Annotated in this window: 13 protein-coding genes; 3 read left to right on the forward strand and 10 right to left on the reverse strand. The window is 51.5% G+C overall.

From position 1 onward, the window contains the following. Positions 1-218: 218 nt before the first annotated feature. From ACESLU_RS03355 to ACESLU_RS03365, 3 genes are read right to left on the reverse strand one after another with little or no spacing between them, the layout of a single operon-like run. On the reverse strand, positions 219-1,625 hold the full coding sequence (locus ACESLU_RS03355) for a rhodanese-like domain-containing protein (protein WP_372635104.1): 1,407 nt from the start codon (positions 1,623-1,625) through the stop codon (positions 219-221). A 36-nt stretch (positions 1,626-1,661) separates the two neighbouring features. After that, positions 1,662-2,087 (reverse strand): DUF6691 family protein, encoded by a 426-nt coding sequence (locus tag ACESLU_RS03360; protein ID WP_372635107.1) that lies wholly within the window; start codon positions 2,085-2,087, stop codon positions 1,662-1,664. 18 nt (positions 2,088-2,105) lie between these two features. After that, the gene (locus ACESLU_RS03365; RefSeq protein WP_372635110.1) at positions 2,106-2,666 is read right to left on the reverse strand and encodes a YeeE/YedE family protein; all 561 of its coding nucleotides are present in this window, start codon (positions 2,664-2,666) and stop codon (positions 2,106-2,108) included. Positions 2,667-3,160: 494 nt separating this feature from the next. Between ACESLU_RS03365 and ACESLU_RS03370 the strand changes: the two genes are divergently transcribed. Then, positions 3,161-3,961 carry a GntR family transcriptional regulator gene (locus tag ACESLU_RS03370; protein ID WP_372635113.1) on the forward strand — a complete coding sequence of 267 codons (801 nt, stop codon included), beginning with the start codon at positions 3,161-3,163 and terminating at the stop codon, positions 3,959-3,961. A gap of 19 nt (positions 3,962-3,980) precedes the next feature. On the opposite strand, the gene ACESLU_RS03375 is transcribed toward ACESLU_RS03370, so the two are convergent. The 7 genes from ACESLU_RS03375 to ACESLU_RS03405 form a co-directional block, all read right to left on the reverse strand. Beyond that, positions 3,981-5,372, reverse strand: coding sequence for an efflux RND transporter periplasmic adaptor subunit (locus ACESLU_RS03375; protein WP_372635116.1), 1,392 nt, complete (start codon positions 5,370-5,372; stop codon positions 3,981-3,983). 71 nt (positions 5,373-5,443) lie between these two features. Continuing rightward, positions 5,444-6,886 (reverse strand): TolC family protein, encoded by a 1,443-nt coding sequence (locus tag ACESLU_RS03380; protein ID WP_372635119.1) that lies wholly within the window; start codon positions 6,884-6,886, stop codon positions 5,444-5,446. Positions 6,887-6,995: 109 nt separating this feature from the next. Then, on the reverse strand, positions 6,996-10,799 hold the full coding sequence (locus ACESLU_RS03385; RefSeq protein WP_372635122.1) for an efflux RND transporter permease subunit: 3,804 nt from the start codon (positions 10,797-10,799) through the stop codon (positions 6,996-6,998). Between the two features lie 151 nt (positions 10,800-10,950). Next, positions 10,951-11,373 (reverse strand): hypothetical protein, encoded by a 423-nt coding sequence (locus ACESLU_RS03390; RefSeq protein WP_372635125.1) that lies wholly within the window; start codon positions 11,371-11,373, stop codon positions 10,951-10,953. A 112-nt stretch (positions 11,374-11,485) separates the two neighbouring features. Further along, entirely contained in the window at positions 11,486-14,005 is a 2,520-nt protein-coding gene (locus ACESLU_RS03395; RefSeq protein WP_372635128.1) for a heavy metal translocating P-type ATPase, read from the reverse strand. Positions 14,006-14,437: 432 nt separating this feature from the next. Beyond that, the gene (locus tag ACESLU_RS03400; RefSeq protein ID WP_372635131.1) at positions 14,438-14,680 is read right to left on the reverse strand and encodes a heavy-metal-associated domain-containing protein; all 243 of its coding nucleotides are present in this window, start codon (positions 14,678-14,680) and stop codon (positions 14,438-14,440) included. Positions 14,681-15,014: 334 nt separating this feature from the next. Then, entirely contained in the window at positions 15,015-15,605 is a 591-nt protein-coding gene (locus tag ACESLU_RS03405; RefSeq protein WP_372635134.1) for an AraC family transcriptional regulator, read from the reverse strand. Between the two features lie 395 nt (positions 15,606-16,000). Here ACESLU_RS03405 and ACESLU_RS03410 point away from each other — a divergent pair, with 395 nt between their 5' ends. Both ACESLU_RS03410 and ACESLU_RS03415 read left to right on the forward strand, forming a co-directional pair. Continuing rightward, on the forward strand, positions 16,001-19,435 hold the full coding sequence (locus ACESLU_RS03410; RefSeq protein WP_372635136.1) for a PVC-type heme-binding CxxCH protein: 3,435 nt from the start codon (positions 16,001-16,003) through the stop codon (positions 19,433-19,435). 548 nt (positions 19,436-19,983) lie between these two features. Continuing rightward, a partial coding sequence (locus tag ACESLU_RS03415) for a TonB-dependent receptor (protein ID WP_372635139.1) occupies positions 19,984-21,644 on the forward strand: 1,661 nt, incomplete at its 3' end.

Genomic DNA, 21,644 nt, shown 5'->3' on the forward strand with positions numbered 1-21,644 from the left:
GGAAAATCGTCGTACTCAATACGGTTTTAAAACGCCGGAGAGCCGCGGCCCAAAGCTTCATTTCACCTCCCGGGTAATCGGGGAGATTTACGTCGCAGCCGGTAAAGCTCCCCGTACTCATTTCCCCCCTACTCATTCTCATTTAATGTTTTCGGGAGGGGCTATAAGGTTTTTGCATATGGGGAGACCGGTTTTACCGCCGGGAGACCGAATGGTCGTCAGTCGGACACGGCGTTTTCGTATTCGTCGTCAATAAATACGACATCGTACCCGTTGCCGGCCAGGAAAGCCGAAGCCACCGAAGAACGTCCCCCGGACTGACAATGGACCAGCAGCGTTTTATCTTCGGGTACCTCATCCAGATTTTCCGCCAGACGCGTATGGGCGAAATTCAAGGCTCCGTCAATGTGACCTTCCTCATATTCAGACGCCTTGCGAACGTCCAGCACTATGTAGTCCGGGTCGTTTTTCTTTACGCTGACCGTCTCGAAGGTTCCCACTTCCAGCTTTTCCAAATCTCCTCGCTGCTGCTCTTCGTACATTTTCAGGTCGGCCGGCGTCACATATCCGCCGATATTATCCAGGCCGACGCGGATCAAGTCAAGCACCGCTTCCCGTACGTTGTGCTCGTCAACGACCAGGTAGATGGTCTCCTCTTCGGTGATATAAGATCCGGCCACCGTATTAAACTGCCTGTTAAGCGTTGAAAGCAGCGACCCGGGCAGGTGTCCCCCGGAAAAAGCCTCGCGGGATCTCGTATCAAGCAGGGTGCCCCGATTTTCCGTCACAATAGTCTTCAGCTGGCCCAGGGTCAGCCGGTCGGGCTGAGGGATACCGTCGAGCAGTTTTGGTCCCATTTTGTTATCGCGCTTCATACGTGCAAAATAGAGCGGTGGTTCCGGCTGACCATCGAGGATAAAACTAACAAACTCATCTTCAGAAGTAGCCGACTTGAGGGCATTGCTATACCGGAGTTCATAGCCGACGGTGCTTTCGGGAATGGCCCCCAAAGCCTTGCCACAGGCACTACCGGCGCCGTGTCCCGGCCATACCTGCAGGTATTCGGTCACCTTTTTAAATTCTTCCACCGACTTGTAGAGCGTGCGGGCGGAGGGTTCCATCACATCTTTCATGCCCGCAGCCGATTCCAGCAGGTCGGGCCGGCCCACATCCCCCACAAAAATAAAGTCCCCGGTGGCGATGCCCATCGGCTCCCCGGCAGCGGCCCCGTCGGTGATATAGTAACTCAGGTGCTCGGGGGTGTGTCCCGGGGTATGCCAGGCTTTAAAAGAAATGTTTCCTATCGAGAAGGTATCGCCGTCTTTGAGCAGCTCATAATCGTAACTGCTGTCCTTGAGCCACTCATATTTCCAGTCTTCGTCGCCTTCGTCGGAGGCATATACTTTCACCCCCCGCTCGGCAAACTCGCGCAGCCCGGATATATAGTCCGCATGTATATGCGTGTCGGCCGCCGCCACAATGGTCAGATTTTCCCGGGCCGCCGCGTTAATATACTGGTCAATATCCCGCATCGGGTCGATAATCACTGCTGTTGCGTTCTCCTGACAGCCGACAAGGTAGGCGTATTGTGCCAGTTTTTCGTCATAAATTTGTTTGAAATACATAATAGTTCTCCTTTTGGGTTAATAGATACTCTTTTATTAGTGGGGTAATTTAGGTCGCAGTACCCCGTAAACGTAGGTTCCGAGCACAGCTGTCGCAATTGGTACGATCATTACGGTAAGGCCGCTGCCAAGCAGGGCAAACATCGGTCCGGGACAGGCCCCCAGCAGGGCCCAGCCCAGTCCAAAAATACTCCCTCCGACCAGATAACGTGTAACCTGCGATGAATCTTTGGGCGGTATGGATATGGGATCCCCGTTCGCGTCCTTCATATTATATCGTTTAATCAGTTGTACGGAAATTATGCCGACGACTACAGCCAGGCCGATGATCCCGTACATGTGAATGGAATCGAACCGAAACATCTCCTGAATACGAAACCAGGATACGACTTCCGACTTGACTAATACAAAGCCGAAGCCGATGCCTATGGACAAGTACTTCAGATATTCTGTGAATTTCATGGTGCTGTTCATGTCAGATTATAAGATCAATGGATAAATGAGATACGTCATAAGGAGTCCGCCGATGAAGAATCCGATGACGGCCAGCAGCGACGCCAATTGCAGATCCGAGAGGCCCGAAATAGCATGCCCGGACGTACACCCCCCGGCATATCGCGCTCCGAAGCCCACCAGGAATCCCCCGAGTCCCAGTACCGTAAGCCCCGTGGCCGTCCCGAGCGAACTCCAGGCAAACAGGTCATCCGGTACGAGCCCGTCAAAATCCTGGATTCCCAAAGCCTGTAAATCGGCTATCGTTGAAGAAGCCAGGTTAATGGGATCGGGATTGGCAAACACGTATCCCGCCAGAAAACCGCCAATTATGGAACCGGCCAAAAAAGCAAAATTCCATTTGCCGGCTGTTTTCCAGTCGTAGTTAAAGAAATCGACATTGCCGAAGTTGCAGGCCGCACAGGTGTGACGGAGATTGGCCGAAACGCCGAACATCTTCCCTCCCGCCAACAACAGAAGGGGCACCGTCAACCCAATAACAGGTCCCGCTACATACCACGGCCACGGTTCATATAGTAGATCAATCATACTGTTATATGTTTTGAGAGAGCATTGCAAAACCGTTCTTTTGGCCAATCTCTGCATTTGGGCACATTCATATTCAGAATCCTCACATATGCTTCATATGTTGCGGTTATGAATTTGCACTGGCATTGATATTGATCAAAATTCCAGGTTTTTCAGAGCCCTCTTTTAATTATTATAATTTCAATAGCCTGTTGATTCTCATGGTCTATTGGTGTGTTTTATTTTCTGTATCTAAAGTACGTGTTTATCCCCAACTTGTCAATACAAGTAAATACAAATATTGAAATTTAATATTTATCAACCGGATAGATTCTGTTTATGCTCGCACTACCCGGGCTGTGATGTAGACGCAATATCGTAATTAATCAGTACACCTGCATCATAATGCTTATTATTGCTGTTATCATCAACAGGAAAGAACAGTTAACATTACTTGTTATTACATGTATAAAATGGTACTTTGAAGATCATTCAAAATCACTAACTATAGCTCAATGCTGAAAGAAGGAATCCCCAGACATATCCAAATTTCGGAATGGCTGCGCAGCCGGATCAACGACGGCCGCTATGAAGCGGACGAAAAACTACCCTCCGAAAATGAGCTGTGTGACAAGTTTGATGTGAGCCGGGTCACCGTCAGACGCGCACTGCAGACGCTGGAAAACGAAGATCTTATTTACCGCTGCCAGGGACTCGGATCCTTTGTGACTGACCACAGGTCTCATCATTCCTTTTCCACGCTCAACGACTTTTCTGAAGAGTTGGCTGAATCGGGAATGAAAGCCAGCTCAGAGGTGGTGTCTTTTACCCAGACGGATATTGCCGATCAACATGAAATTCTCTCGTCCCTTGAAATGCAGAACAAGAGCCTGGCTGTCGAAATTGAACGCATCAGGCTGGGTGACGGTCAGCCCGTCGCTTATGACATTACGTGGTTGCCCATTTTTTACGGGCAGCTTATCGAAAACTATGATCTGCGGCATCAAACAATTTTCAATATCCTGGAAGAGGAATTCGACATACCCATAGAAAGAGGGGGGTACAGAATTGAAGCGGCTCTCGCAAACGAGAAATTAGCCACTCGCCTGCAGATCAACATCCATGCTCCAGTACTATTGATTACTCGACTTTCATATACGGTCGGGGACAAACCCGTATATTATCAACGGCGATATTACAGGAATGATAAAATAGTTTTTGAGATGATGGCCGACCGCACCTCATCTTCCGCTCAACAGGATAAAAGTATAACGTTGAAAGAATTTACGCCGGTATTTAAAGAAGAAAGCAACTGATCCGGATGTTCGCTTGAGTCTAATGAGGCCTTAAATGTTCGTCATGTCCACCGGAAGGCTTCGTTTCCCTGAGGGTATCCTCTTCCACTTCCTCCTCCATTTCCATCTCCATTTCGCCATGATCATGTGCCCCGCGATTGGCACCGCTGCCCGGCTCGCGGTTCATCATACTGAGTCTATCGGCCAGCTGGGCGGCGCTGTCGAGCTTAAAGTTCCCGTGGGTAACAACCTGCTCCCCTTCTTCAACGCCCTCTTCGATAACATAATAATCGCCGGTGCGGTGACCCAGGGTAACCAGCCGCGGTTCGAATGCGGGGACCTCCCCGCCGGTCTGTTTCACAAACACAATAGAGCGTTTGCCGGTCCACATAACGGCCGACCGGGGCACCATCAGCTTTTCCCCCTCGCCGGCCGTCCCGCTTACGATCCCCGTGGCAAGCATGTGCGGTTTCAGGTCACCTCCTGTATTTTCCACTTCGGCTCGCACCTTAGCCGTACGCGTCTCGGGATCAATAAAAGGATCGACGTAGGTAACCTTTGCTTCAAATCGCCTGGCGGGATGGCTGCGCACGGTAAAATCAACCGAATCGCCCTGTTCGATGGCTCCCATATCCGTTTCATAGGCATCGAACAACACCCAGAGGCGTGAGAGATCCGCCACTTTATACATGACGGTTCCCTCGTCAACATAATCTTTTACGTCAACATTCTTTTGAGTGACATACCCGTTTTGTGTAGCTACAATTGGAATCTGATCGATGACCTCACCATTTGCTTCAATACGATGAATTTCGTTCTCAGGAAGTCCCCATAACCTGAGTTTTCTCCGCGCCGATTCATACATTACCCGGTCGGTTTCTTTATTGCCGGCCGCTTCGAGCAACTCTCTTTGGGCGGAGATCAGTTCGGGGGAATAGATAGCGGCTAATTTTTCGCCCTGTTTCACATAGGTCCCGGTAAAATCCACATAAAGCTCCTCTATCCGTCCCGAAAACCGGGCGGTGATGGAGGATACCCGCCGCTCGTCTGCAGCGATACGTCCCGGCATACGTATTTCAAATTCCGGGATACGACTTTCCACGCGGGTCGTCTGTATATCCGCCAGCTTAACAGCCGCTTCGGTCATGGTGAACGCAGTTTCCCCCTGCCGTTCTTCTTCCTGGTGCCCTTCTTCCTCGTCCACCGGTATTAATTCCATACCGCAAATGGGACAGTCACCCGGTTCGTTTTGGCGAACCTGCGGGTGCATACTACAGGTATAAACTATCTCTCCCTCTTCATCGGTATGGGTTTCTTCAATGTGCTGCTCCATCTTCCCGGCCTCTTCACCCGAACTGCCAAAAAAGATCCAGCCGAGCAAAAGACCCGCCAGTAACAGACCGATTGTTCTGCCTGTCCGTTTTATATCCATATTTCCTGTTTTCATGATTGTCATAGGTTTATTATGGCAGCGGGACCTTTCGCGATAAGCCCGCACTGCGGTTAGTCAATTTCTTCAGGTTTCACGTTGTATTCTCCGGAGAGATATTCTATTTCTGCCGCGGCGATATTCCGTTCCACATAGGCCGTATTCAGCTTCATTTCGTAATCCAGCAGCTGTTGCTGCAGTTGTATGATCTGTTCAAAGCCTGCCCGCCCCGATACATAATCACTCAGTGCCACTTCGAGGGCCTGCCGCGTTCTGGGAATCAGCCGCTCTTCGTGAAGAGCAATTCTTCGGCCGGCATCACGGTATTGCTGAAGCAATGATTCCGCTTCAGCATTCAGATTATTGGCAATATCACGCTGCTGCTCCCGAGCCACCCGCGCCTCAATCTGTGCTTCCTTTTGCTGAGCCCTGTATTTCGAGCGATAGATCGGCAGCCGGACCGTCAGCGAAGCTGTCACCGACGGTTCCTCCGCTCCCATAAGAGGCATGTACATATAATTCCTGTTCATAACCGTCACGCCAAGTCCGAACGAGGGACGTCCCTCCAGGCGCGCCCACTCTTCGGCTGCAAGGGCGGCTTCCTCCTCATATTCGCTGCCCCGGAGCCGGGGATTATGCTCGCGGATGGCCTTTTTGAGTTCTTCTTCGCTCATCGTCCGTTGCCGGCTGAACATCACCCCCCGCAGCTGCACCTCCGCTTCCGGTTCACGATCCAAAAAGGCGTTAAAACGGATTTTCATGGTTCCTAATTCTTCTTCACTGTTCTCGATTCGCGTCCGGATATTTTCCTGCTCGATCTGTAACCGGAGCAGGTCTACCTGGCTGGCTTTCCCGCTTTCGTATTGGGATCGTACCTGCCGTTCCAGACTTTCCAACAGGTCCAGGTTGCGCCAGTAGACCATCAGGTGATGATGCAGCTCATGCATCCGGTACCACTGTTCTCTTACCTCCATGGCAAGTTCATTCCGGGCCTCTTCAAAGGCAGTCCATTCAACGCGAGATAGTTTTTCCACCTGCTCCTTCCTCTTGCCAAGGGTACCGAACCAGGGGAACATCTGTTTTGCACTGACGGTGGTCCGGCTCAGGGGATTGCTCTGTTCCATCGGATTGACATGATACTGAAACATGACCTCCGGATCCGGCAGCGTCCCGACCTGCGGAATCTGCTCCAGCCGGGCGTAATACTGCTGAAACAAGGCTTCCAGACGGGGACTGTCTTCCAGTGCCTGCCGGACGTACTGTTCCAGCGCCAGGCTGTCTCCGATCGCGTTCGTTGATCCGGGCGGGAGGGGTTCCTGGGCAAAGACCGGACTGCCTGCTCCCGCCAGCAGAAACCAAACAAACAACAGGGCAATGCCGGGCGAAGAACCGGTTTGCTCGTTCCCGGATCTACGACGGGGAATCTCCCCGGTGCCGCTTTTGGCTGTTGCTCCCAAATGAATGAGATTCCCCTCCATTGGTCGGAACGATACCATTGATCGCTGGATAACGTCCATCCCTGACGCCCGCGATCTTTGAAGGAGGCGAAGGAGAAAGAGCCCATATTGACGGAACGGGGACGAAAAAAAAGGATGAAAAATGAGTTTTTTAATCATAGTACCAGCCTTATTCATGTTCACTATTACCATTCAGGGATATCAGTTCCATTTTATCTTTGATCTTCCACTTGGATTCATGCCAGACGGCATAGAGTACGGGCACAACAAACAGCGTGACAACAGCAACCATCATACCCCCGAAGGTGGGTATGGCCATGGGTATCATGATATCGGATCCGCGTCCGCTTGAAGTAAGAATCGGCAGCAGTGCCAGCGTAGTGGTTGCGGTTGTCATCAGGGTGGGACGAATACGCAAACTCCCGGCTTTTATGATAATTTCGTGTAGCTGCTCGATACTTTTGGGTTTATGCCGGTCCATCAGCTGGTGGATATAGGTGGCAATAACCACCGCGCCGTCTGCCGCAATGCCGAACAGAGCAATAAAGCCCACCCAGACGGCAACGCTGAGGTTTACAACCCCCATCTGGAACAGATCGCGCATATTGGTACCGAACAGTTCGAAATTCATAAACCATGGCTGTCCGTACAGCCAAAGCATGATGAAACCACCCGCCCAGGCCACAAATATGCTGCTGAAGATCATGGCCGTCGTCGAGATAGAGCGGAACTGAAAGTAGAGAATTAGGAAGATGATGATCAGGGTAACAGGCATTACTACCGAGAGGCGTTTCTCGGCCCGCACCTGGTTTTCATAATTTCCGGCAAATTCGAAGCTGAGTCCCGAAGGCACCGAAAGCTCTCCATTGTCAATCTTCTCCCCGATCCTCTGCCGGGCTGCTTCCACAACCTCTACTTCAGAAAAGCCATCCCGTTTGTCGAAGGTCACATAGCCCGTCAGAAAAGTATCTTCACTTTTAACGACCTGCGGACCCTGCCGGTACTTGACTTCTCCGAGCATACCCAGCGGGATGTTTGTCCCCGACGCCGTTGATACGAACATCCGCTCGATCTCTTCCGGACTGTCGCGGTACTCCCTGGCATACCTGACCCGTACCGGATAGCGCTCGCGTCCCTCTACCGTTTGCGTGAGGGGCATACCCCCCATGGCCACTTCAAGATACCGCTGCACAGCCGATATTTTAAGCCCGTATCGCGCCAGGGCTTCCCGGTCCCATTCGACTTCCAGATACGGTTTGCCCACAATGCGATCTGCGAAAACAGTCTGGCTTTGCACCTCTTCTACTTCCCGTAGAATCTCCTCCAGGCGAAGCCCGAAATCTTCAATGGTTTCAAGATCGGGACCTTTAACCTTGACGCCCATCGGAGCACGCATCCCCGACTGCAGCATAATCTGCCTGGTTTCAATCGGCTGTAATTTGGGGGCTGAAGTCAATCCCGGCACACGACTGGCATCGACTATTTCGTTCCAGATATCATCCGGACTTTGGATATGATCGCGCCACTGCCGGTAATACTTCCCGTCCGAGTCGGGGATTAATTCTCCGGATTCATCGCGCACATAATCTCCCTCCTCGTTGACCGTAAAACGAATGCGTCGCCCGTCTTCATCCCGTTTAAACTCACTTTTATACTGGATAATATTTTCATACATCGAAACCGGAGCGGGGTCCAGCGCAGTCTCCGCCCTTCCAAGCTTTCCTACGACCATATCGACTTCGGGAATCGACGAGACTGCCATATCAACTTTTTGCAGATAATCTTTGGCCTCTTCAACACCCACGTGAGGCATGGTAGTCGGCATCAGCAGAAAAGCGCCTTCATCCAGCGGCGGCATGAATTCTTCCCCGAGCCCGGGAAAAGTTTCCTCCATGGAAGTCCAGGCCGCTGTTTCCTGTACCGGGACGCCTGCCGAGTCAAATCCTTTTTCCACCCAGCCGAACATGGTTCCATATCCCAACCAGATGGTTACTCCCAGGATCACCAGCACTATTGGAATGGAAAGAAAGGTTTTCCGATAATAGAGCGCCCACTGTAGAATGGGACGGAAATAGCGGATAAAGAGGAAAAAGATTCCTATCAAAACCACAGCGATACCGCCTACAAAAATGAAATTTGTAAACAGGGATACTTCCGGCCCCAAAGGCAGCCAGGCTTTTGACAGCAGCCATGTGACGAAGAGGGCGACAACAAAATTGTTAATCCGCACAGCCTGCCGCTCGTCGTATGTCTCTACATAAAGGGATGCAAGCGTATTGGCTCCAAATAACAGTAACAGCCATCCCGCCCAGGGAAGTACAGAAAAAATTATGCTTATTAATCCCAGCACAACGACAAAGCCATTCCAGGCGATTTTCAGCGGACGCTTTTTGATGCGAACCGAAAAGAACCAATGGGCAAAGGGCGGTATAATGATCAGGGAAATAATAATTGAAGCAATCAGCGCAAACGTCTTCGTATAGGCCAGCGGAATAAACAGCTTCCCTTCGGCGGCCACCATCGTAAAGACGGGCAGGAAACTGATAACAGTTGTGGAAACAGCGGTGACCACGGCCGAAGCAACCTCACTCGTTGCTCTGAAAATCACCTCCAGCAGTGGCTCCTCATCGCCGGCTTCGTCGACATGCCGGATCATATTTTCGGTGAGGATGACGGCCATATCCACCATGGTACCTATGGCAATGGCAATACCGGTAAGTGCAACGATATTGGCGTCCACGCCCCCGTACTTCATGGAGATGAAAGTCATTAACACGGCTATGGGAAGTAGGCCCGAAATCAACACCGATGATCGCAGGTTCATCACCATGACAATAACCACCATGATGGTCACCAGGATCTGTAGAAACAGGGCCTCTTCCAGCGTACCCAGCGTCTCCATAATAAGTTCGGTGCGGTCGTAAAACGGAACAATACTCACCTTTGATTCCGTGCCATCCTCCAGCGTTTTGGAAGGCAAGCCCGCAGAAATTTCGCTGATCTGCTCTTTGACATTCTGAATCACCTGCAGCGGATTTTCCCCCTGTCGTGCTACTATCACCCCACCGACCGCTTCGGCACCGGACTTGTCGAGAGCGCCCCTTTGCATAGCCGGACCGTGTGTGACATGTGCTATATCCCGAATGCGCACAGGGGTGTTATTTCTACTTACCACCACCGCTTTTTCCAGATCTTCAAGGCTCTTGATATACCCCAGTCCACGCACCAGATATTCCACATTATTCATCTCTACTGTCCGGGCACCCACATCAACATTGCTACCGCGAACCGCCTCAAAAATCTGCTGCATGGTAATACCATACACCTGCATAGCTTCCGGATCAACGTCCACCTGGTATTCCCTGACAAACCCGCCTATGGGAGCAACCTCGGCTACCCCCTGGGCTGAAGTCAAAGCGTAATCCACCGTATAATCCTGGATTGTTCGCAGCTCCTGCGGGTCCCAGCCCCCCGCCGGATTCCCCCTGCTATCCCGTCCCTCTAACGTATACCAGAATATCTGCCCCAGCCCGGTAGCGTCAGGCCCCAGTGCCGGTTGGACATCTTCCGGCAGGGTCCCCGAGGGAAGTGCGTTAAGTTTTTCCAGGATACGGGACCGGCTCCAGTAAAATTCGATATCCTCCTCAAAAATCACATAGATCGTGGAGAGACCGATCATAGAACTGCTCCGTACACTTTTAACTCCGGGAAGCCCCAACAACGCTGTCGTCAGCGGATAGGTTATCTGATCTTCAATATCCTGTGGTGAGCGTCCCGCCCATTCCGTATGAACGATCTGCTGATTTTCACCGAGATCAGGAATGGCATCCACCGGCACCGGATCACGCGGGAAAATTTCGCCAAGCTGCCAGTTAAAGGGAGCCACGGCCATTCCCCAGCCCACAAAAAGGAGCAGCAGGAGCACGGAAATGAGCTTATTCTCAAGAAAAAAACGTATGATTTTGTCAAGCATGGAAGTTCTGAATTAGCAAACCAAAGTGAATCCCGATATAAGGAATACGTACCATGCGTTCTTTTCGCCATGCGGGTTTCGCACTGTACTTTCTATCTATATATATATATATATATCAGGAGATGAAGGAAGAAGCTGTCGGCCGGAATCGCTAATTCAGAAAAACGCTGTTCAACAAAAAGGCAGGCGGGGTGGTATACGCTGTGTCCGGTTCAGGATGGAATGTGTTTATCCCGGAGTAATCGGCAAGCTGAACGGAGATACCGGTGTAATAAAATACGGGGGTAAAGCTTTTGGTAAGCTGAGAAATGGCTTCTACTTCATTCTTTCGAAGGGATAAAGCTTCTTTACAGATCTGCTGGTAGCTGCATACCTCCTTATCCGACAGCATATCATCTGAATGATCAGGGGATTGAACACCGAAACAAGTGTGTGCACTGCTATTGTCGGCTCCCATTTCCATATTACAAAACAGGCTGGCCGCAGACAGACCGGCAGGCAGTATAAGACTGTTGAGAAACAGGATCAGCACAAGGGCTGAAAGGAAACGATATGTCTTGTTGATATCTTTCATCTGATCAGCTTGATAATATCAAAATAAATGGTTTTCTCAAAGATAATGAGATTGCACGGTTAAAAAATCACGCGGGATCATCTTTGGGTGCAGTCTTTTTAGAGGCGTCACCTTATATTTGAATATTTTTCCTGTTCAGCCGGCGAGAGTTGGCGATTACATTCACCGAGCTGAAGGCCATGGCCGCTTCGGCCAGCAGCGGATGCAGCATGCCAAAGATCGCCAGCGGTATCATCACAACATTGTAAAAGAACGCCCAGAACAGGTTTTGCTTGATTTTCGTGAACGTGGCCCGGCTTAATTTAACGGATTTCACCACCGCGCTCAGGTCCCCTTTCACCAGCACAATATCGCCGGATTCTATGGCCACGTCTGTCCCGGTACCGATAGCGATACCGACGTGGGCCCGGGTCAGCGCCGGGGCGTCGTTTATCCCGTCGCCCACCATCGCAACGATCTTGCCGCGTTGCTGCAGCCGCTCAATTTCACCGGATTTTTGATCGGGCAGCACACCCGCAATCACCTCGTCGATGCCTACCTCCGCAGCCACCGCCCGGGCGGTTCGCTCGTTATCGCCTGTCATCATAACCGGGGTGAGGCCGAATTCCCTCAGCAGGGAAATAGCCTTCCTGCTGTCCCCCTTCACGGGATCCGCTACCGCAATAATGCCGGCCTTCTTCCCCTCGATAGCAACCAACATGGCCGTCTTTGCCTGCTTTTCCAGGTTATTGAGTTGTTCCTCCGTCTCCCTGTCCAGCACAACATCCGATTCCTTCAGCAAGTCTCTTGTCCCCACTAACACTCTCTTCACTTCCCCACCGGCAGCTTCAATTGCTGCCTTAATACCTTTCCCGGTGATCGCTTCAAAATTTTTCACCGTATCAAGTGGTATCTTTTGCTTCCCGGCATAGCTCACAATCGCCTGTCCCAGCGGATGCTCCGATCCACTCTCCGCCGTAGCGGCCAGCCGGACCATCTCCTCTTCAGGCGTCCCGTTGAGCCCGATGACATCCGTAACGCCCGGTTTTCCTTCAGTGATGGTCCCGGTTTTATCCAGTACAATCGTATCCACATCCTTCATTATCTGTATCGCTTCTCCATTTCGGATCAGAACGCCGTTCTCCGCCCCCATGCCGGATCCGACCATCAGGGCGGTCGGGGTTGCCAGTCCCAATGCACAGGGACACGCAATCACCAGCACAGCGATAGCGGCGTAAAAGGCCAGGGCAACATCTCCCATGCCGGGATTGATCCACGGCAGAAAACCCGAAGCCCAGACCGCAATGCCCCCGAAAAATCCGGGAAACAGCAGCCAAAGCCCCAACGTAGCAAACGCCACACCCAGCACCACCGGCACAAAAACCGCCGTAATGCGATCGGCGAATTCCTGTATAGGCACCTTGGATCCCTGGGCCTCCTCCACCATCCTGATTACCTGGCTCAAAAAGGTATCCTTCCCTACCTTGGTGGCTCTGACTTTCAGCATTCCATTTTTGTTGAGCGTAGCACCGATCACTTCATCGCCTGGCTCTTTCTTCACGGGCATCGATTCGCCGGTGGCAATGGACTCATCCACGCTGCTTTTCCCGTCCGTTACCTCCCCGTCGGTGGGAATTTTTTCGCCGGGACGAACAACCATCAGATCGCCGGGCTGCAGCTCCTGTACCGGGATTTTCACCTCTTCTCCATCACGCTCTATGGTTGCTTCTTTAGCCTCGAGGGTCAACAGCTTCCGGATAGCATCGGACGCGCGTCCCTTCGCCTTGGTTTCGATATACCGGCCAGTCAGGTGAAAGGCCATAATCATGCCGGCGATACCGGCAAAGCTGTGAAAGGGCGGCGCCACCCCAAACTGATGAAGTAACGCCACAATGCCCGTCGAAAGGGCCGCCAGCGCACCCATGGCGATCAGGACATCCATATTGGGCGTCCTGTTTTTTGTGGACTTCCAGGCACTTAAGACCGTTTCTCGTCCGGGCACAAAAATAACGGCAGCCGAAAGGACTATCATACCGATTTCAAAACCGACTTCACCGAGAAAGGCATAGCCCCAGATCATTTCCGGGATCATCCACAATATAATGGGGATCGTCAGTGCCCACGACCACCACATATTGGACCTGGCCTTATTCAACTTTTCCTGCCCGCGCTGTTGGCGGGCCTCTCCTTCCGACTGCCCGGATTCCGATTCTTCCCGAAGCAGCGAATAACCGGCCTGTTCGACCACTTCCTCAAAATCATCCAGCGACAGATCACCGCTGTAATGCACCGTTGCCGTTTCCGCGGCGAGGTTGACCGAAGCCTCCCGGACCTCGTCCAGCTGCTCGAGCATTTGCCGGACCGAATTCACGCAGCTGGCACAGTGCATGCCCTCGATTTTAAGCGTACGGCTTTGGATCTGCTTGTCGGCTATCGAATATCCCGCTGCCTCGACCGCCTCCACCAGCTCCTCTTCGGTTACCTGCTCCCCGTCGTAAGTCACAGAAGCCGATTCGGTTGCCAGGTTCACGGAAGCCTTCTCTACGCCTTCCCTGTTGCGAAGCGATTTTTCGACCGCCGACACACAGCTTGCGCAGTGCATGCCCTCGATCTGAAAGGTTTTCTTTTTTAGTTGTGCGGTTTGCCGGTCCATATCCATAATATATAGGGCTTATATTTAAAGAGACTTTTGCAAAACAGTTGTTTTGCCCAATCTCTACATTTCCGCGATTTCAACATCCTCACCTGTAGTCTATACACTGCGGTTTTAAAATCGCTCAGGCTTTGGTGTTTCCCGATGCTTCGGGACTGGTTTTTCAAAGATTCTATGTTTATAAACAAATAATTATTCCATTCAGATAGTGTTTTACACTAAAGAGCGGCATCAGCCAGCTCGTGTGGGGCAGCCTCTTAAAATCTTTCTTGTATGAAGGCTGTAAATTTACAGTTGAAAATTGAAGGTCACAGGTTACAATTTTGCAGGCTATAAAAAGCTACTCAGATTCAGTTAAATCAGCTCCACCATTGCACCTTTCACCTTTATGAGGTCATTATACAGCAAAGAGCTATTGTTCATTGCACCTCTTCAATACTGATTCGTGCCTTTAAATTCATATCCCGCCCCCTGGACAACCTGCTCAAAGTCATTCTCCGTAACCGCATTCGGATTATAGATTACGGACGCTGAGTTATTCTCAAGATCCACGGCTGCCTCTTTTACACCCTCAATACTTTCAAGCGCCTGCTGAACGGTATCGGCACACCCACTGCAGGACATTCCACTAATAGTTAACCTTGCTGTTTGTGTCGCACCTGATTGCTTATCCATTATATATTGATTTAGAGCGTTGTTTAAATTTCACTCAAAAGGTATGGAACAGGAACAGAGGATCTGTTACAGAATTATTGGCGATTGTTATAGTATTTTTGTCGATGTTACGGACTCCGGGATTCTGAATTCCTCCAACTGTAATCTGCATCCAACTTCTATCCTTTAAATTAGATAGGCATACTCCTCTGCTATATGTATATGAATATTGATATTGAATATGCGATAAACGCTTAGCCTGAAAAGAGCTTTATTAAAGTACCCCTTTCACGATGAATCCCGGCGACAGTCGGGGCTGACAGGCACCGGGTTGCCCCGACCTTAAAAATTCAAATCACTCCTCAACCCCATCCAGCGGCTTGCGGAAAGAATCGCGGGCTTTCTTATAGTCGGTCACCGACATGCCGGTAATCTGTTTAAATTGGTTCGAAAGATAGGCTACGCTGCTGTAATTCAGGCGATAGGCGATCTCACTCAGTGTCATCTCTCCATAGGAAAGCAACTCTTTGACCCGCTCAATTTTGAGGTAGATCATATATTTTTCGATCGTCGTATCCTGGCTTTCGGAAAAAGCAGAGCTCAGCGAAGAATAATTTTGATGCAGCTCTTTTCCAAGATACTCCGAAAGCTTCGGGCTCTCCTCCGACTGTTCGGATTCCTGTATATAACGTATCAGCAATGTCTTAATCTGCTCTACAAGCTTCTGGTTCCTTCCCTGCATCAGCTCAAAGCCGTATTCATTGAGTTTTTCTTCCGTTCGCTTGAATGGAATCTGTTCTTCGGCTTGAACAACCGCTTGTCCCAGTTCCACCTCCATCACTTCAAATCCGAGATCCTCAAGCGCCTGCCGTACCACCATTACGCAGCGGGGACACACCATATTCTTTATATGCAAGGTCGTGGGTTCAGAAGCGGGCGTATTCATTTTTAGGAATTTTATTCTTTGTATAAAGTGTAAATTCTTCCTCAACAAGCTATGTAAAATACCATTAAAAAGGACTCGGCAAAATACTTCCGGCCTTGGGTTGTGAGCCGCCCGGAGTGAGTCCGCGAGAACCGGCCGTAAATAGGTTTGTATGAGCGACCAGAAGGAGCGAGTTTTGCCTTTTTACAGGTTCACGCGGAGGACACTCAGGCGAAGAACCCACAGCCGGCGACGTTTTTGGGTTCCGTTTTTGCGTCGCTCCAAAAATGGAACATCCTTTTGATTAAAAAAAATAGACAAGTACGTTATTAACAAAAACAGTTAATTGCTAAGAATTGGAAATTGTTATTTATTATATCCAAATTAAGTGTGAATTTAACTTTTAAAAAGCGGAAATGCGTCTGTCCCACCGATCAAAAAAGATTTTCTACCAATACAGCATATTTGTCCTGCCGGCCTTGTTAATCGTTATTCTGGCCGGCTGCACTAATGAAGAACTTTCAAATAAAGAAATCAATACGCTTGATTCTCAGAAGGCGGCCGAGCAGGCAGCGAATATTGAAAACGAGGTGCCGGTAGAACTGGCGGAAGGATTTGAATTGAGTCTCTGGGCTTCGGAGGAGCTGATTATCGATCCTGTCGGACTGGATGTTGATAACAAAGGGCGTCTTTTTGTGACGAATACGACCCGGAGCTGGAGCTCCGAATTCGACATCCGGGATCACCGCGACTGGATGGATGAAGCCATGACCTGGACCACGGTTGAGGACCGCAGAGATTTTTTGCATCGCGAGCTCGCACCGGAACGAAGTGACGAAAACGAAAGCTGGCTCCCGGATCGCAACGAAGACGGTTCTCACGACTGGAAAGACCTGACCGTTCAGAAAGAAAAGGTGTACCGCGTGGACGATCAGGACGGGGATGGCGTGGCGGACCGGTCTCAATTATTTATTGAGGATTTTCATTCCGAAGTGACGGATGTCGCCGGGGCGATTCTCTCCTTCCGTGATAACGTCTATCTGGGCGTAGCTCCCGATATGTGGCGGTTAAAAGATACCGATGGCGACGGGATGGCGGATGAAAAAGAATCCATCAGTCACGGTTACGGGGTGCATATCGGGTTCAGCGGGCACGGGATGTCGGGCGCCACCTATGGTCCCGACGGACGCATTTACTGGGGTATCGGGGATATCGGCTTTAACGGCAAATCGGGCGGCAAGCACTGGAAGTACCCCAACCGCGGGATCATTGCGCGAAGCGATCCCGATGGCAGCAATTTTGAGGTCTTCGCCATGGGCGTGCGAAATACGTTTGAATTCTCCTTTGATAAATACGGCAATCTCATAAGCGTAGATAACGACGGCGATCATGCCGGGGAATCGGAGCGGCTGGTCTACCTGGTAAAAGGGTCGGATTCCGGCTGGCGCCATAACTGGCAGTTCGGCAAATATGACGACCCGAACAACAACCCCTACAAAGTCTGGATGGATGAGGAGATGTATAAACCCCGGCAAGAGGGACAAGCGGCCTATTTTATTCCCCCTATCGCAAATTACCATAACGGTCCCGCAGGCATGGCCTATAACCCGGGGACGGCCCTCAGCGAAAAATGGAACGATCATTTCTTTGTGGCCGAATATACCGGTTCGACGGCCAGCTCCCGCATTCATGCATTTACGCTGGAGCAAAGCGGGGCGGGTTTTGAGCTGGAGACAGACCAGGTCATTGAAGAAGGTATATTGGCAACAGGCATGGACTTTGGTCCCGACGGCGCCCTCTATTTTGCCGACTGGATCGAAGGCTGGCAAACCAAGAACAAGGGACGCATTTGGAAGCTCGATACCCCCGCGGCGGCAGATGCGCCCATCCGAAAAGAAACCAAACAGATCCTGGCAGAGGATTTCGACTCCCGTTCGGAGGAGGAACTCCTGGAATTGCTGGAGCACCGGGATATGCGGGTGCGCATGAAGGCCCAGTTTGAGCTGGCCGGACGGGAAGATAACGGAGCCCGGGCTTTTCAAAAAGCTATTGATTCGGACCACCAGCTGATGCGTCTGCACGGCATCTGGGGGGCCGGGCAGCTGGCCCGACAGGAGGCCGATTTTGCGAAACCGCTCCTCGCCCTTCTGGATGACAGCGACCCGGAAGTACGGGCACAGGCGGCCAAAGTGCTCGGTGATATCCCGTACGACCCGGCGGGCGATCAACTCATCCCGCTGTTGGAAGACGAGCAAGCACGTCCCCGGTTCTTTGCAGCCCAGGCCCTGGGAGAATTAGCCTATGAGCCGGCCGTGGAGGCCCTTATTGAGATGCTTGAAGCGAATAATAACCAAGATGTCTACCTGCGCCATGCCGGGACGCTCGCCCTGGCTCAAATCGGAGCGGCAGACCCTGTTCTGGCCCTGGAGGACCACCCTTCACGAGCGCTGCGTATTGCCGCAGTTGTGGCCCTGCGGCGGATGGAACATCCCGGTGCAGCACGCTTTTTAGACGACGAAGATGAATATATCACAGCAGAAGCGGCCCGGGCCATCAATGACGACTGGTCCATCGAAGACGCCCTGCCTGATCTGGCCGCTGTTCTGGAGCAAAATCGTTTTGGCAGCGAAGCACTCCTCCGGCGGGCCATCAATGCGAACCTCAGGATCGGGGGTCCGGAAGCCACAAAACGACTGGCTGATTATGCGATCCGGGAAGGAGCCCCCGACTCCATGCGCGTCGAGGCCATTTCAACGCTGGGCGTGTGGTCCAATCCCCCGCAACTGGACCGGGTTACCGGGCGATACCGGGGCCAGCCGGACCTGGATCCGGGCCATGCTCGCGAGGCACTCGGCGGCATTGTCGATCCCCTGCTGGATGCCCCGGCCGAACAGATTCGCTTGGCAACCATCCGGAGTGTCAGTAACCTTGATTACCAGCCAGCCATTGAAAAAATATTTGCCCACCTGCAGGATGATGCCTTCCCGGAGGTTCGGGTAGCGGCTCTCAACGCATTGCAAGCGATGAACTTCAACCAAATTGAACGGGCTATCGAGATTGCCCTGGACGATCAAAGTGAGCAGGTACGAATGACCGCACTGGGCCTGACTCCCACCCTGGAGCTTACTGACCAGAAGATTGTCGATCTGTTGTCGCCGGTATTGAACAAAGGCGAGCGGGAGGAACAGCAGGTGGTATTGGAGACACTCGGAGAAATGAACGCATCCCCCGCTAATAAGGTGCTGGTCGGGGAGCTGCAAGAGCTTGCAGAAGGAAATTATCCCAGGGAGCTGCAGCTCGATCTCATTCTGGCCGCCCGGGAGAGCACTTCCGATACGCTTGCGGCTTTGCTTGACCAGTATGAGTCTTCCAAATCCAAATCGTCGGGTGATGTGGTGGCTGCCAACCGGGAACTCTTGTACGGGGGAGATGTTGAAGCGGGACGTCAATTACTGTTCCGGCACGAGGCCGCACAATGCATGCGCTGTCACACCGTCGGGGGAGACGGGGGGAGTGTGGGGCCCGACCTGGCGAATATCGGTACGACCCTGAATCGCGAACAAATTCTGGAATCCCTGCTCGCCCCGGATGAACGGATTGCCCCGGGGTATGGCTCCGTTTCGGTAACGCTGGAAGACGGGGAAAAAGTAAGCGGCGTCGTCCGGGAAGAAACCGATGCACAGCTGGTTTTACAATCGGCGGATGGTACCACCCGTAAGATTGAGAAAAGTGATATCACAGAACAGGAATCGGCTCCGTCAAGCATGCCTCCGATGAGGACCATCCTGGAGAAAAGTGAAATTCGGGATATGGTCGAGTTTTTGACGACGCTAAAAGGCAGGGAACAATAGACAGAGGTGATTTTATAAAAATCTGTTTACAGACACCTCGTATTTCTCTTCTTTTGTCGCTAAAGGGGTTGGTCTATTTTTTTCAACGACAAAAACCGATATCGGTTGGGCCAGCAGAGCCGAAACTACTCGAACGCCCAAGAAACAAGTCGACGGCGGGTTACTCATGGCAATGCAATGGTAAGTTTATCTTTACCCGGCAGCTATCAGTGGGGACACACAACCTGAAAATAAGCTTTGTCGGCTACCGGACCCCGTAACAAGTCATAGAGATTGACGATTCATCAAGAAAGACGCTCACTTTTCATCTCAGTCCAAAGGGTTGCCAGTCCCCCGCAGTCAACCTTCACCAGCCAATAAAACAAAAAAAAATTGGTCTACAGCTTTGTTATTTAGATTAAATCTACATACTATTGACCCTTATTTATAATTGGTTTAAATAGACAGATTGATAACGTAAAGGCTGCAATTAAAACACTAATACATTTAGATTTTTAAATCTCCATCCCATTATGAACCTCATTGCACGTCTTACGAAAAGATTACTTTTGGCAGCTGGAATCTTTTTAAGCATATCAACGGCCGCCATTGCACAACACGGTCAACTTGAGGGTGCCGTTACGGAATCCGAAAGCGGGGCGGCCCTGCCCGGTATCAATATCGGCATTGAAGGCACTACCCTGGGCGCTGCAACGGATGCAGACGGAATATTTTTGATTGAACGTATTCCCACCGGGTCCTATACCCTTCAAATCACCGGAATCGGTTACCAGGAGGCAGAACATGACATTACGATTCGGGATGGAGCTACCACGAATATCACGGTCGAGCTCGAAAGGGATATTCTCGGCATGAATGAGGTTATCGTTTCTGCCATACGCAGTGCCGAAACGATTGATGAGGTCCCGGCTTCCGTAAGCGTAATCAACTCCCGACAGATCGACAAAGAGATGACGATTAATTCAAATCTCAATGATATGCTGGCCAGGGAGGTCCCGGGCTTTTCCCAAAGCACGCAATCGTCCAGCAACTGGGGACAAAATCTCCGGGGACGCGATTATCTCGTACTGGTCGACGGGATCCCGCAGTCGACCCCGCTGCGTGCGGTGAGCCGCGACCTTCAAACAATCGACGCCGGGGCCATCAACCGTATCGAGGTCATTAAAGGGGCGACGGCTATTTATGGAAACGGTGCTACCGGGGGACTCATTAACTACATCACCGGGCTTCCCCAGACAGAGGGGTTCAGCTCCGTTTCAAAAATCGGTTCCAGCCTGTCACTGGCCTCCCCGGATAACAGCCTCGGCTACCGGTTCTCTCAGAAGTTCAGCGGACGCAATAACGGCATAAGCTACAACCTGAACGGTTCATTTGAGCAAAAAGGATTATTTAAAGATGCCGAGGGCGATATCATTCCCACCAATCCACAGGGACAGGGGGGATTGTCCGAAGCTTCGGTCTATAACCTTCACGGACAGATCGGTTACGACATTGCCCCCAAGCACCATATTGAAGCTATGTACAACTTGTATTCCAACGACCAGGAAACGGATTATGTGACCATTGCCGGCAGCTATCCCGAACAGAAAGCGACCGCGGAGAAGGGCGAAGTCCGGGGGGAACCGCAGGGCACGCGCGGGAACCATAATGCACGACTGAACTACCGCTGGCTGGATATCACAGGCGGCACCTCACTGGACGCCACCGCCTACCTGCAGGACTATGAAACCCTCTTCGGCTACTATGAAGGGTACCGGGACGGCGGACAAAGCTACCTGCAATCGGAAAAATATGGAGTACGCTTTAACCTGAAATCGCCTTTTGCCCTTTCCGACCAGGTTCTGGGTTCTGTGGTTTATGGCATTGACCTGCTCAGTGATGAGACCCAGCAGGCCCTGCTCGACGGGCGGACCGTAACCCCGGAAATGGCCATGGCCAGCTATGCCCCCTACGCCCAGCTTAAGACAACCTTTTATGACCACTGGGTATTCAAGGGCGGCATGCGGTTTGAGGCCCTGAATGTAGACGTCCCGGATTACACGACCGCCGAACAGGTAAACCCGGATGGCAGCTACAGCGGCAGCGTGGATATTGCGGGCGGTTCGCTTGACTACAGCGCGTTGACCTATAACCTGGGACTCAGCTTTAAAAAATTCAGTGCCTTCAACCCGTTTGTGAGTGTTTCGCAGGGATTTTCGGTGGCCGACCT

It is taken from the genome of Fodinibius sp. (genome assembly GCF_041642155.1).
In the GTDB taxonomy this organism is placed as follows: Bacteria; Bacteroidota; Rhodothermia; order Balneolales; family Balneolaceae; genus Fodinibius.